Origin of the sequence: Trinickia sp. (assembly GCF_051961175.1) — a bacterium.
GTDB lineage: Bacteria > Pseudomonadota > Gammaproteobacteria > Burkholderiales > Burkholderiaceae > Trinickia.
On the sequence record NZ_JBQCDN010000386.1, the window covers coordinates 1 to 12,603 of the forward strand.

The 12,603-nt window shown below is 65.0% G+C and carries 11 protein-coding genes and 1 pseudogene; 8 read left to right on the forward strand and 4 right to left on the reverse strand.

Annotated elements, in window-relative coordinates; genetic code table 11:
* Positions 1–159: 159 nt before the first annotated feature.
* A complete protein-coding gene (locus ACTHL0_RS21945; RefSeq protein ID WP_440569009.1) occupies positions 160–1,065 on the reverse strand; it encodes a dihydrodipicolinate synthase family protein in 906 nt (301 codons plus the stop codon).
* Positions 1,066–1,256: 191 nt separating this feature from the next.
* On the opposite strand from ACTHL0_RS21945, the gene ACTHL0_RS21950 reads away from it, so the two are divergent.
* From ACTHL0_RS21950 to ACTHL0_RS21975, 6 genes are all read left to right on the forward strand, one after another.
* Positions 1,257–2,243 carry a 4-hydroxyproline epimerase gene (locus tag ACTHL0_RS21950; protein ID WP_440569011.1) on the forward strand — a complete coding sequence of 329 codons (987 nt, stop codon included), beginning with the start codon at positions 1,257–1,259 and terminating at the stop codon, positions 2,241–2,243.
* Positions 2,240–3,370, forward strand: coding sequence for an NAD(P)/FAD-dependent oxidoreductase (locus ACTHL0_RS21955; protein ID WP_440569012.1), 1,131 nt, complete (start codon positions 2,240–2,242; stop codon positions 3,368–3,370). The genes ACTHL0_RS21950 and ACTHL0_RS21955 overlap by 4 nt, the downstream gene beginning before the upstream one ends.
* Complete coding sequence (locus tag ACTHL0_RS21960) at positions 3,360–3,644, forward strand: (2Fe-2S)-binding protein (protein ID WP_440569013.1); 285 nt, start codon at positions 3,360–3,362, stop codon at positions 3,642–3,644. The genes ACTHL0_RS21955 and ACTHL0_RS21960 overlap by 11 nt, the downstream gene beginning before the upstream one ends.
* The gene (locus ACTHL0_RS21965) at positions 3,641–4,915 is read left to right on the forward strand and encodes an FAD-dependent oxidoreductase (RefSeq protein ID WP_440569015.1); all 1,275 of its coding nucleotides are present in this window, start codon (positions 3,641–3,643) and stop codon (positions 4,913–4,915) included. The genes ACTHL0_RS21960 and ACTHL0_RS21965 overlap by 4 nt, the downstream gene beginning before the upstream one ends.
* A gap of 55 nt (positions 4,916–4,970) precedes the next feature.
* Positions 4,971–5,741, forward strand: coding sequence for a helix-turn-helix domain-containing protein (locus ACTHL0_RS21970; protein WP_440569016.1), 771 nt, complete (start codon positions 4,971–4,973; stop codon positions 5,739–5,741).
* Positions 5,742–6,039: 298 nt separating this feature from the next.
* Positions 6,040–7,407 (forward strand): hypothetical protein, encoded by a 1,368-nt coding sequence (locus ACTHL0_RS21975; protein ID WP_440569017.1) that lies wholly within the window; start codon positions 6,040–6,042, stop codon positions 7,405–7,407.
* A 181-nt stretch (positions 7,408–7,588) separates the two neighbouring features.
* On the opposite strand, the gene ACTHL0_RS21980 is transcribed toward ACTHL0_RS21975, so the two are convergent.
* Together ACTHL0_RS21980 and bla are read right to left on the reverse strand one after the other, a co-directional pair.
* Positions 7,589–8,881, reverse strand: a complete 1,293-nt coding sequence (locus ACTHL0_RS21980) for an NAD(P)/FAD-dependent oxidoreductase (protein WP_440569018.1) — start codon at positions 8,879–8,881, stop codon at positions 7,589–7,591.
* A 147-nt stretch (positions 8,882–9,028) separates the two neighbouring features.
* On the reverse strand, positions 9,029–9,964 hold the full coding sequence (gene bla / locus ACTHL0_RS21985) for a class A beta-lactamase (protein ID WP_440569019.1): 936 nt from the start codon (positions 9,962–9,964) through the stop codon (positions 9,029–9,031).
* Positions 9,965–10,068: 104 nt separating this feature from the next.
* On the opposite strand from bla, the gene ACTHL0_RS21990 reads away from it, so the two are divergent.
* Positions 10,069–10,935: a LysR substrate-binding domain-containing protein gene (locus tag ACTHL0_RS21990; RefSeq protein ID WP_440569020.1), complete on the forward strand. Its 867-nt coding sequence runs from the start codon at positions 10,069–10,071 to the stop codon at positions 10,933–10,935.
* A gap of 39 nt (positions 10,936–10,974) precedes the next feature.
* Here the strand turns inward: ACTHL0_RS21990 and ACTHL0_RS21995 are convergent, their stop codons facing one another.
* Positions 10,975–11,889: a LysR substrate-binding domain-containing protein gene (locus tag ACTHL0_RS21995; RefSeq protein ID WP_440569021.1), complete on the reverse strand. Its 915-nt coding sequence runs from the start codon at positions 11,887–11,889 to the stop codon at positions 10,975–10,977.
* A 220-nt stretch (positions 11,890–12,109) separates the two neighbouring features.
* Here ACTHL0_RS21995 and ACTHL0_RS22000 point away from each other — a divergent pair.
* Positions 12,110–12,603, forward strand: a pseudogene (locus ACTHL0_RS22000) (DUF1338 domain-containing protein); the annotation flags it as partial.

Sequence of the window (12,603 nt, forward strand, 5' to 3'; positions counted from 1 at the left end):
TGCTGTGGTTGGGTGCGAAACCTTTTGCGCGCTTAAGACAACCGCGACAACGGCTTTTTTGAACTAGTGTTTGGGGGTTCCTGCTGATCGCGATGGAATTAAAAAGCGGCCGTGATGGCCGCTCGAGAGGAGGTAAAAGCGTCGGTTTAAAGCTGCGGTTCAGTCCTTCGGCAATGGTGGCCGCGATTCGATAGTATTCCTAATCAACTGCTCCACTGCATTGCGTTCTTCACCGGCGAGCTGCAGCCGAGGGGGACGGACGGGCTCGGTCCCAAGGCCGACGATTGCTTCGGCAAGCTTGATGTTTTGTACGAGCTTGGCCGATACATCGAGCGCAAGTAGCGGTGCAAACCAGCGATAAATCGTGCGCGCTTCCTCGATTCGTCCCGCCTGCAGCAGGCGATAAATCGCGACGGTTTCGTGCGGGAACGCACATACAAGACCTGCTACCCATCCGTGCGCGCCCATCAGGATCGCTTCCATGGCGAGATTGTCGACGCCGCAGAAAATTGCGTAGCGCTCGCCCACTGCGTTAAACAAATCGGTCACGCGTCGCACATCGCCCGATGATTCCTTGATCGCGACGATCTTCGGCTCGTCGGCGATTTCCTTGAACATGTCGGGCGTCATGTCGACGCCGTAAGCCAGCGGGTTGTTGTACACCATGATCGGCAGCGCGCTTGCGTTCGCCACCATGCGGAAGTGATTGATCGTCTCGCGCCGGTCGGACAGATAGCGCAGGCCGGGCAAGACCATGTAGCCGCTTGCGCCGTGCTTCGCACCGCGCTCCGCTTGGCGGCATCCTTCCAACGTGCTGTCTTCGGCGATCGTCAGAAGCACGGGCACGCGGCCGCGTGCGGCGTCGACGGCGATATCGAGTACGTCGAGCTTTTCGTCGAGCGTGAGGGTCGATGCTTCGCCGAGCGAGCCGCAAACGATAATGCCGTCCACGCCGGCGTCGATTTGCGCTTCGATGTTCTTCTTCGTCCAAACGCGGTCTATGCTGAAATCTTCGTGAAACTTGGTGGTGACGGCGGGCATGACGCCTTGCCAGACTGGTGCCATTTGCTTTCTCCGGAAGCGGTCGATGAGATCAATGCGAGAGCAGTGTAGGCTGGCTCATGAGCGGCGTCTTGCGCCGTTCGCGCATTCGTCATGACGATTTCGGCACAGCTTCGGCCATGCCGGCGACTATGCCGAAATCGGCATATGCGACGCGCAGCGGGGCCAAGACGCGGCGGCCGCGCCTTCCTACCATGGACGCCATGAAAACCATCCACATCATCGATTCCCATACAGGCGGAGAACCGACGCGGCTCGTCATCGCGGGCGGCCCCGACCTCGGGAGCGGCCCGCTCGCCGAGCGGCTTGAAATCCTGCGCACGCGGCACGACGATTGGCGGGCGAGCGTCGTGACGGAGCCGCGCGGATCGGACGTCGTCGTGGGCGCGCTGCTGTGCGAACCGTTCGATCCAACCTGTGCCGCGGGCGTCATCTTCTTCAATAATGTCGGCTATCTCGGGATGTGTGGGCACGGCACGATCGGGCTCGTCGCCTCGCTCGCCTACATGGGCCGGCTTGCGCCCGGACGTCACCGTATCGAGACACCGGTCGGCATCGTCGAGGCCACGTTGAACGCGGACGGTAGCGTGTCGGTGCGCAACGTGCCGGCTTATCGTTTTCGGCATGAGGTTGTGGTTGACGTGCCAGGCGTTGGCCGGCTGACCGGCGACGTGGCATGGGGCGGCAATTGGTTTTTTCTCGTCGCCGATCATGGGCGCGTGCTTGAACCGTCGCGCATCGCGGAATTGACGGCGTTCACGCATGAAATTCGTGAAGCGTTGATCGCGCAGGGTATTACCGGAGCGGACGGCGCGCTGATCGACCACATCGAATTGTTCGCACCCAGTGCGCGAGAGGGCATCGACAGCCGCAATTTCGTGCTGTGCCCGGGCGATGCGTACGATCGCTCGCCATGCGGCACGGGCACGAGTGCGAAGCTCGCGTGTCTGGCCGCCGACGGCAAGCTCGCGCCCGATGCCGCATGGCGTCAGGAAAGTATCGTTGGCAGTGTTTTCGAAGGGCGGTATGCGCCGCTCGATTCGGTCGAAGGTGTGCCGCCCGGCGCCCGGGCGATCGTCCCCACCATTACGGGCCGCGCCTATGTGATGGCCGAGGGCAGACTGCTGTTCCAGGCGGACGATCCGTTCGCCTTGGGCATTCCGAGCACGCGGCCGGCATGACTTTCGATGCCGTTGTGATCGGCGCCGGCATCGTTGGCGCTGCCTGCGCCGCGGAACTCGCCGCGCATGGCATGACTGTCGCGGTACTGGATGCGTCGGGTATCGGCGGCGGGGCAACGGCCGCTGGTATGGGTCATATCGTCGTGATGAACGATTCGCCGGCCGAGCTCGCATTGAGCCGATACTCGCGTGAACTTTGGCTGACGCTCGGCCCCTCGCTACGCGCGGCCGATGCGTTCTCGCGTTGCGGCACGCTGTGGGTGGCGGCCGATGCGGAAGAATCGGAGGCGGCGCGCGGGCTGCAACGTGCGTTCGGCAGCCAGGGCATCCACGCAGAACTGCTCGATTCCGCGGCGCTGCGCGAATGCGAGCCGGCGCTTGCCGTACCGATGGCCGGTGGGCTGCTCGTGCCGGACGACTCGATCGTCTATGCACCCCGTGCCGCGCAGTGGCTGCTTGAGCATTCGTCAGGATGCCAAAACATTACGGTGCGCTTGGGGGCGGAGGTGCGATCGCTCGAACGGGGTGCCGTGCGGCTATCGACCGGCGAAGTCGTCAAGAGCGGGTTGATTGTCGTGGCCAATGGCCTCGCCGCGCAACGTCTCGTGCCGTCGTTGCCGATCGCGCCGAAGAAAGGACATCTGTTGATCACCGATCGCTACCCCGGCTATCTGCACCATCAGGTGCTGGAACTCGGCTACATCAAGAGCGCGCATCAGACGCAGGGCGCCTCGGTCGCATTCAATGCCCAGCCGAGGCCAACGGGGCAAGTGCTGCTGGGCTCTTCGCGGCAGTTCGACACGCTCGATCCAAGTGCCGAATGGCCTGTGCTTGCACGTATGCTCGCGCGGGCGGCGCGCTATCTGCCGGCGCTGCCGTCGATGAATGCCATTCGCGCATGGACGGGTTTTCGCGCGGCAACGCCCGATGGTTTGCCGATCATCGGCCCGGCTGGCGGCACGTTGCCGGGCGTATGGATTGCCGCGGGGCACGAAGGGCTCGGGGTCACGACGTCGCTCGCGACGGCGAAACTGCTGGCTGCGCAGATCGTCGGCACGCGGGCGGCGATCGATACGGCGCCCTATCGGGTCGATCGATTTTCCGTGGAGGCAGATCATGGGGCTTGAAGCGATAGAGGCCGATGATGCGCGCGTCGTTGTGACGCTCGACGGCATCCCATTCGAAGTGCCGGCCTACACCACGGTTGCCGCCGCAGTCGTGCGCCGGTACGGCGTGCGTGCTACGCGCATCTCGGTGAGCGGGCAACCGCGAACGATGCTGTGCGGCATGGGCATCTGTCAGGAGTGTCGAATGACCGTCGATGGGCGCGCACACGTATTGGCATGCCAAACGATGTGCCGTCACGGCATGGCGATTCGAACGGAAGGTTCACCCGCATGAAAACGAAGTTCGATCTGGTCATTGTAGGCGCGGGCCCTGCGGGTTTGGCCGCCGCGCGAGCCGCGGCCGCTGGCGGCTTGACGGTCGCGCTTATCGACGACAATCCGCGCGCGGGCGGCCAGGTGTGGCGTCCGGGGCCGGGTGCCAGGCAGGCCGGTGCGCTGCGCGAGACGCTCGCCGCTCTGGCTCAGCAGCCCAGTGTGACGTTGTATACCGGCGCCAAGGTCTCGGCGTTGGCCGGCCCGGATGAGATGATGATCGAATCGGCGCAATACGGCGGGATATCGATTTCGTTCGGACAACTGATCATCGCTGCGGGCGCACGCGAGCGATTGCTTCCGTTCGACGGGTGGACGTTACCGGGCGTGACTGGCGCCGGTGGTTTGCAAGCACTGATCAAAGGGGGGATGCCCGTGCGCGGTGAGCGCGTCGTGCTTGCCGGCAGCGGGCCTTTGCTCGTCGCCGCGCTGGCGACCGCGCGCACGGCGGGCGCGCGTGTCGTGGCTGTCGTGGAGCAGGCGCCGTGGCGGGCGATTGCATCGTTCGGTTTGTCGCTGAGTGCAACGCCGTCGAAGGTATGGCAGGCGATCCGATTGACGCGCGGGTTCTCCGGGCCGGCCTACTGGCCGGATAGCGTGGTTGCAAAGGCGCTGGGAGACGAACGCGTCGAAGCGGCGGTCATTCGCCGGGGCGGGCAAGAGGTGACGCTCGAGTGCGATCGCATCGCATGCGGATACGGGCTGGTGCCCAACGTGGCGCTGGCGCAGATGGCGGGATGCCAGCTTGCCTCGGGCGCGATCGAAGTCGACGAGCAGCAACGCACGTCGCTGCCCGGCGTATGGGCGGCGGGTGAGTGCACAGGCATTGGAGGGATGGAGCTTGCGCGGGCCGAAGGGGAGATTGCCGGGCTCGCGGCCAGCGGACAGCAAGTGTCTGCCCGGCTTATCCATCAGCGCGCGCGTTGGCGGCGCTTCGCGCAGCGTGTGGCCCGTTCGTTCGAGCTCACGGCGACAGCGCGCGCGCAGCCGGGTGCCGAAACGATCCTGTGCCGCTGCGAGGACGTCTCATTCGGCGATGTCGCCGCTCACGCAACGTGGCGCGATGCGAAGCTGCATACGCGATGCGGGATGGGGCCGTGCCAGGGGCGTGTCTGCGGTGCCGCGCTCGAGACTTATTTCGGCTGGGACGCCGCGATGCCGCGGCCGCCGCTTGCGCCGGCATCGATCGGTGCGCTGCTTCAGATGCAAGTGCCAGACGACGCTCCCCTATAATCGTGGCGCTTCGCGCGGCGCATCCTTGCCGCGCCATTTACCGCGCCTTGCGACGATGTTACCGACGATTCCCTTGCCGATCATGCCTGCCGCCGAAACGCTAGCCGATATGCTGCCGTATTACGCGCAGCTCGAACCGGTCCTCGATGCGTTGCCTGACCTGGTCTTCTTCGTGAAGGATCGCGACGCTCGCTATGCGCTCGTCAATCGCACCTTGGCCACGCGCTGCGGCTGCAAGGATAAGCGAGGGATCGTCGGCAAGACGACGGAACAGGTATTTCCGCCGCGCTTTGGTGCCGCGTACATGGAGCAGGATCAAGCGATCATCCACGGCGGCGCGGCGATGATCGACCAGCTCGAATTGCATCTTTATCCGGGGCGCCAACCGGGCTGGTGCCTGACGACGAAGGTGCCGTTGCTCAACGCGGCGGGGCAGGTGGTCGGCATCGCCGGCGCATCGCGCGATCTGAAAGCGAACGAGCGCACGCACCCCGCCTATTCGAAGCTGGCCGAGGTCGTGCAGTACATCCAGGAAAACTACGTCCAGCCGTTGAATTTGACGCATCTGGCGCAAATGGCAGGCATGTCGGTTGCTCAGCTTGAAAGGTACTTCCATAAGGTCTTTCATTTGACGCCACGCCAAGTACTGCTCAAGACACGCCTCGATGCGGCGACGGCGTTGCTTGCATCGAATGACAAGGTGACCGATGTGGCGGCGCTGTGCGGCTATACCGATCACAGTGCGTTTACTCGGCAATTCAAAGCGACGGTCGGTGTGACGCCGAGCGAATACCGGATGCTGCTGCACGGCGCGCTGCCGCGCTGAGACTGTGCATGGCGTGAAAGGGGCTGGCTTGCACGCCATGCTACATAAATTGGCGTCGAAACCGATTGGCGCCGAAGTACGAGCTTCTGGCGGATTTGGCTGGCGCGGATTTACGACGCTGGCTTGACGCTCAGGGGACGGTGCACGATAGTGGGCCACTGGTTCGATTCGATTAACGATGTCATGATCAAGTTCTCTCATCGGATCGAGCGGTTAATCGCGCTCACACGGACGGGCGCTCATTCGAAGCGAGGCGCAACGTCTGCTTCGTCTGCACTTTCACTTTAGGAGTGCGGACATGCGCGATCAAACCGCTCGCGATCCTAGGTTCCCGACGGCCTGTGCTCGATGCGGCGGCCGAATTTCGGAACCCGTTACGTTCTGTCCTCACTGCGGCGCGCACGCGCGCTTCGCATTGGCCGGCGCTGCGCCGCATGCTGCGCACGCGGCGCAGCCGCCGCGTGGCCCGGCTGCTTCCGCTCGTGCGGAGCCGAAGGCGCCGGCCTACGATTTCGAGGGTGACCTGGATCCTCCGTGGCCCGCACCGCCGACACCGCTATTCGCATCGCCCGACGGCGATCCGTACGGCGAAGTGCATGCGCCCGGTTTTCGCGGCGAACGGCAATGGGGGCTGAAGGCCGGGACGGTGCTCGTCGTGGTGGCGTTTGTCGTGCTCTACGGAGGCGCGGTGGCGGTGCATCGATTCGACGGCGCGTCGCCGCTGTCGCCACCGTCCACATCGAAATCCGTGGACGGGGCGATCGCATCCAACGGCGCAGGCGGGTCCAACCTCGCGGCAACCTCGGACGGCAACGCGTCGTCGAACGGCAGCGGGTCGGGCAGCAACGCACTGCAACCCCCTGCCCAGGCCGACCACGCGGCGCCGGTGAATGGCTCGCCTTCGAACAGTTCGCCTTCTGTTGGTGTGGCGGGGAACAGCCCGGTGTCGAACGGCACGGTGCCCGCTCAGGCGCTATCGCAGGCATCGGCTCCGGCACCGGCACCGGCGCCTGCGCCGAACGCGGATGCTTCGAGGACACCTGGTACGTCGGTGGCCTCGCTGCAGCCTCCGTCCGCCGCGACGCAGGCTCAGCCGCAAACGGCGCCTCAGTCTCTGCCTCAAGCGGAGCCTCGATCGCAGTCGAACAGCGCGCAAGACGCGCTCGCCACCGGCCGCGAGCGAAGCCACGCGCAGTCGTTCGAAGCCCGCGGCAGTGCCGGCGACACCGCGGCAGCCGGCAGCCAATCGGCACGGCAGGCCAATCGATCGCAGTCTCAGCGGGAAGGTGCCCAATATGGGCGAGTGGCTGCCGCACGCGCATTGGACAGCGCGCAAGCGCAACTCGCGAAAAGCGATCTCAGGGGTGCGCGCACCTCGGTCGCCCGCGCGCTGGCGGCGGATCCGAGCAACGGTCAAGCGCTTTCCCTGCGCGAGCAGCTGATGTCGCGCGAACAAGAGCGCGATGCGTCATTGAGCGCCGCGCACGCGTGCGTCGTGCAGTCGCGTTGGAATTGCGTGTGGCATAACGCGGGCAAGGCGCTCTCGGTGGATGCGAGCAGCACCGAGGCGAAAGCGCTTGTGGATCGAGCGATTGTCGAATCGGGCGCCGCGACGACACCGGCCGGGCCCGGGCCTGACAACGTCCAAGTTCCGATGGTGCAATAGCAGCAGCAAGCCATAGCAGGCGATAGGAGGGGGCTGCGAGTGCAACACCCTCTTGCGCCGATATCGACATCGACGGAACAGGCATGCCGGGCCCTACGGCGGCGATCACCCGCGTCTGCGTTCGGCAATGGCATCGGTGGCGATCACCCGCACCTGCGTTCGGCAACGGGATCGGCGGCGATCACCCGCGCCTGCGTTCGGCAATGGCATCGGCGGCGATCTTCGCGAGGTAGGTGCATTCGGCCGCCGCGAGCCCCAGCAACCCGTGGGCCGGTTCGAGCCCGAAGCGCGCGAACGGTGCGGGAACCGGCCGTCCCTCGGCAATCGCCGCGGCGATGAGTTCGCCCGCAGCCGTGGTGGGCGCCACCCCATGTCCGCCGAAGCCCACAGCGTGCCAGACGCCATCGCCGCATTGCCCGATCTGCGGCATCTTGTGGCGTGCGTAGCCCATGAGTCCGCCCCAGGCATAATCGAGTTCGATCCCTTTGAGTTGCGGATAGACGCGCACCAAGTCGCGCATCAGCAATCTTGCGATCGCACGCGGGTTACGCTCGAAGATCGAGATCCGTCCACCCCAAAGAATGCGTGTATCCGGCAGCGCGCGGTAATAATCGAACGAGAAACGGGTATCGTAGACGGCCGAGGCGCAATCGATCGCTTGCGCGAGGCGCGGGCCGAGCGGCTCCGTCGCGACGACATACGTGGCGATCGGCAGCACAGCGCGCTCCACGGCACGATAAACACCGCGCGCGTAGCCGCCGCCGGCCATGACGACGTGACGCGCCTCGATCGAGCCATTCGTCGTGCTCACCAGGTATCGATCGCGTTGATGTTCGCGTGTGATCCCGCGCGCCGCGCTTCGCTCGTAGATTCGCACGCCGGCATCGCTCAACAGGGTTGCGATACCTAGCGCGTACTTGAGCGGATGGAAGTGAAACCCGTGTCGCTCGAGCAGGCCGCCGTGATACCGGTCCGTCTTCAGTTGCTGGCTCAAGGTGCGCTTCGAAATCGGCTCCCATTCGACGCCGAACGACGTCTGCATGAGCGCCCGCTGCGCGGCAAGGCTGTCGGGGCGGCCGAACCAATCGGCGAGAATCACGCCCGCGTTGACTACGTCACAATCGATTCCATGGCGTGCGATACGTGCGCCGATCAGCTCGACCGCATCGACTGTCAGCCGATAGACCGCACGCGCGTCCGCCGGGCCCAATATTCGGAGCAAGTCCGCGCACTCGAGGCTGTACCCGCCGAACACAAATCCGCCGTTGCGGCCGGACGCGCCGAAGCCCACGCGCTGAGCTTCGAGGATGACGATGTCGCGCACGCCGCGTTCGACGAGGCCCAGCGCCGTGGCAAGCCCGGCAAAGCCGCCGCCGACGATGCATACCGCGGCTTCTTCCCGCGCAGTGGAAAGGGCCGGCCGCTCGGGGCGCGTGACGGTAGCTTCGTAAAAACTCGATGCCGCGGTTTGCATGGCAGGGCGTTCCTCAAAGTGCGTTGTTGCACCGTCTCACAGTGCGTTCATCGTTTTCATTGCGCGGGTGCGCGGCCCTTCCATGGTCGTCATCGTGGTACCGGCTCCGTCCGCGTCGTTTCGCGTTGGTTCGCGCGGGCGAGGCCGCTACGCCAAGTTGCGCGCGATGGTGCGGGCCACCTCGGCAATCGCCGCCTCGCGTGCGTGTGCCGGTGCACGCGTTTCGGTCAGGTACACGGTGACGAGAATCGGCGCGCGATCTTCCGGCCAGATCACCCCGATATCGTTGGTGGCGCCGTGCTCGCCGGTACCCGTTTTATCGGCGACACGCCAACCGCTCGGGACACCCGCGCGAAGGCGCGCGTCGCCGGTACGATTGGCGATGGCCCAAGCCAAAAGTTGTGCGCGCGACGCGGACGACAGCGCATCGCCAAGCAATACTTTGCGCATGCTGTCGAGCATCGCGGTAGGCGTGGTGGTATCCCGGAGATCGCCGGGTATCGCCGTATTCAATGACGGTTCGATCCGGTCCAGGCGCGTGACAGTATCGCCCAGTTGCCGCATGAACGCGGTCACGGCGGGCGGGCCGCCGATCGCGTCGAGCAGCAGGTTGGCCGCCGTGTTGTCGCTCATCGTCACACTCGCATCGCACAGTTCGTCGATCGTCATCCCGGGCCCGCCGACATGGCGCCGCGTGACCGGCGCGTATTGCTGCAGACGGTCGGGGCCGAAGACAATACGACGTTCGCGGTCCAGCTCACGGCGATCGGCACGCGCGAGAACAGTGGCTGCCAGCATCAGCTTGAATGTGCTGCACATTGGGAAGCGTTCGCCGGTACGGTGGCCCGCTTGCAAACCCGTCTCGAGATCCTGAATCGCGACGCCCAACCGGCCGTCCATCCCGCGCTCGATCGAAGCCAGCTCCGATTGAATCGCGTGCGCCCTTGCATTGATTTTGGCCGGATGTTTCGCCGTGCCGGCATCGTGCGGAACCTTGGCCAACGCCGTCTCGGCCCACACGGGAGCCGATAGGCCAGCTATGATCCCGCCCAGCGCGGTTCCGATGAATCGTCTTCTTTGCATGTTGTTCACTCCGTGGAAGAAGCATGAATATCGCGTTTTCCGCTGGCCGGGACAATCGACGATAATTTTTCGGACGCATTACTATTTCTTATGGGTCTTCGAGGATGGCGAGACATCTGCCGCTGAATGCCTTGCGCGCGTTCGAGTCGTCGGCGCGCCATTTGAGCTTTACGCGCGCCGCGCGCGAACTGAACGTGACGCAGGCGGCCGTCAGCCAGCAAGTCCGAGCGCTCGAAGAACGGCTCGGCGCCCAACTCTTCAAGCGCCTGCCGCGCGGGCTCGGTATGACGGACGAAGGGCAGGCGCTGCTGCCCGTCGTCTCCGATGCCTTCGGCCGCATCGACGCGGTGCTCAGGCAGTTCGAAGGTGGCCATTTTCACGAGGTGCTGACGGTGGGCGTGGTCGGCACGTTTGCCGTCGGTTGGCTGATGCCGCGCCTGAATCGCTTCCGCGGCGTGCATCCCTTCGTCGAATTGCGTCTGTTGACGCATAACAATCTCGTCGATTTCGCGGCCGAAGGCTTCGACTGCGCGATTCGTTTCGGCGATGGCAATTGGCCGGGCACTCAAGCCGTCGCCCTGCTCGATGCGCCGTTGACGGCCCTGTGCGCGCCTGATGTCGCCCAGCGCCTCAACACGCCGCGCGATCTCGCCGCCGAAACGCTGCTGCGTTCGTACCGTGCCGACGAATGGGCGCTCTGGCTGGCGGCCGCGGGCTTGCCCGAAGCGGCGATTCGCGGGCCGGTATTCGATTCCTCCCGGCTGATGGTCGAGGCGGCCATGCTGGGCGCGGGCGGCGCGCTCGCGCCCGCGCGCATGTTCGAGCGCGAACTTCAATCGGAACGGCTCGTGCGCCCGTTCGACATCGAAGTGAACACGGGCGGCTATTGGCTCACGTGGCTCAAGTCCAAACGGATGACGCCGGCGATGCAAGCGTTCCGCGACTGGATCGTCGCGCAAGCCGCCGAATAGGGCCCGACGAATCGGTCAGGCGAGCGGTCAGGCGAGCGGTCAGGCGAGCGCGCTGTCGTGCGTCTGCGGCACGAGGGACATCAGCCATTGCGAGAGCGCGACGAATGGCTCGTCGTTCGCTACCGCGTCGGGCGCGGCCAGATAGTAGCCGGCGTCGCTGGCCAGCGGCATGTCGAGTGCAACGGCAAGCCGTCCCGACGCCAGTTCGGCGGCGATGAGGATCTCGGGCATCAACGCCACCCCCATGCCCGCCAGCGCTGCGCTGGCCAGCATCGTAAACAACTCGTAGCGCGGCCCGCGAACGGCGCGCGCATCCTCGCCGAAGCCATGCGCCCGGAACCATTCGCGCCAAGCGTCGGGCCGGGTCGATAAATGCAGGAGCGGCATATCGACCAGGCGCTCGCGCGAGAGCGGTGCGCAATCGGCCGTGAGGGCTGGGCTGCAGACAGGCACCGAGCGTCCCTCCCGGAACAACAGCGTGCCGCGCGTGCCCGGCCACACCGAGCGGCCGAAATAGATGGCCGCATCGAACGGTGAATCGCTGAACAGGAATGGCTCTGTGCGGATCGAGAGATTGATGGTGATGTCAGGCCGCAGCGCGCGAAATTGCGGCAGACGTGGAATCAGCCATTGGCTGGCGAAGGTCGGCACGACGGCCAGTTCGAGCACGCGTCCGATGCCGCGCTGCGCCATCAGTTCGAGCGTATCGCGCTCAATGCGCTCGAGGCTCTTGCGGATTTGCGCCGCGTAATGACGTCCGTGCGGCGTGAGCACGACGCGCTTCTTGATTCGCAGGAACAACGCAACGCCGAGCCGATTTTCGAGCGCGGCCACCTGCCGGCAAACGGCGCTTTGCGTGAGGGAGAGTTCGTCGGCCGCGCGCGTGAAGCTCTCGTGGCGGGCCGCGGCCTCGAACAACTGCAGCGCGGAGAGATTGGGGATGCCTTTTCTCATGGTGGCGTCGTGCTCGAGCACGGTGGTGAGCGGGGCGTTGGTGCATTTTTGGAATGAAGTCGTGAGTTTATATCAATTGTGGGGAGGCAGCCCCACAGCCACAATGCGTATCGATCGGCGGTGCGCCGACACGCGTGTGAGCCAGCCTCATCAGCCTGCAGCGACGCGCCGCCCCATGCTTAAAACGGGGAACGATGTGATGTACAGCAATATCGACGCCATGCTCGAAGCCGCCTGCGGACCGGGCGCCAGTGCGCAGTTGGTGAAATTGATGAATGTACCGCCCTCGATCGAGCGTGGCGAGGCGTGGATCGTCACGCGCGCGGAACTGGCTCAGGCCCTCAATATGGCGCTCTTCGCCGATTTGCTGAAACGGGTGCCGACGGGTCGTGCCTATACCGAGGATGTCGTGCGTGAGGGCGGGCGCGTTCAGTTCGATCACGGCGCGCTGCGCACGGTGCGTTGGACGCATTGCGGCGCCTTGCCGCCGGGCGAAGCCGCGTTCACGCGCATCTTGAAGCCGCTCGGCTATCGCTTGAACGGAACGTATCCGCTCGATCGGATCAAGATGACGGGGCGCTCGTACGCGCACCTGGACGCCCCCGAGCACATCGCTCAGTTTTTTCTCAGCGAATTGCACCCCGAGCGCTTTTCGGCGGCATTCCAAGAGGCGGTGACGAACGTCGTCGGCTCGTCGGTCGATCCGCTGACGCC

Excerpts from the sequence above, each read along its gene's own strand:
- ACTHL0_RS21945 (WP_440569009.1), bottom strand. The coding sequence starts at position 1,065 with ATGGCACCAGTCTGGCAAGGCGTCATGCCCGCCGTCACCACCAAGTTT.
- ACTHL0_RS21950 (WP_440569011.1), top strand. The coding sequence starts at position 1,257 with ATGGACGCCATGAAAACCATCCACATCATCGATTCCCATACAGGCGGA.
- ACTHL0_RS21955 (WP_440569012.1), top strand. The coding sequence starts at position 2,240 with ATGACTTTCGATGCCGTTGTGATCGGCGCCGGCATCGTTGGCGCTGCC.
- ACTHL0_RS21960 (WP_440569013.1), top strand. The coding sequence starts at position 3,360 with ATGGGGCTTGAAGCGATAGAGGCCGATGATGCGCGCGTCGTTGTGACG.
- ACTHL0_RS21965 (WP_440569015.1), top strand. The coding sequence starts at position 3,641 with ATGAAAACGAAGTTCGATCTGGTCATTGTAGGCGCGGGCCCTGCGGGT.
- ACTHL0_RS21970 (WP_440569016.1), top strand. The coding sequence starts at position 4,971 with ATGTTACCGACGATTCCCTTGCCGATCATGCCTGCCGCCGAAACGCTA.
- ACTHL0_RS21975 (WP_440569017.1), top strand. The coding sequence starts at position 6,040 with ATGCGCGATCAAACCGCTCGCGATCCTAGGTTCCCGACGGCCTGTGCT.
- ACTHL0_RS21980 (WP_440569018.1), bottom strand. The coding sequence starts at position 8,881 with ATGCAAACCGCGGCATCGAGTTTTTACGAAGCTACCGTCACGCGCCCC.
- bla (WP_440569019.1), bottom strand. The coding sequence starts at position 9,964 with ATGCAAAGAAGACGATTCATCGGAACCGCGCTGGGCGGGATCATAGCT.
- ACTHL0_RS21990 (WP_440569020.1), top strand. The coding sequence starts at position 10,069 with ATGGCGAGACATCTGCCGCTGAATGCCTTGCGCGCGTTCGAGTCGTCG.
- ACTHL0_RS21995 (WP_440569021.1), bottom strand. The coding sequence starts at position 11,889 with ATGAGAAAAGGCATCCCCAATCTCTCCGCGCTGCAGTTGTTCGAGGCC.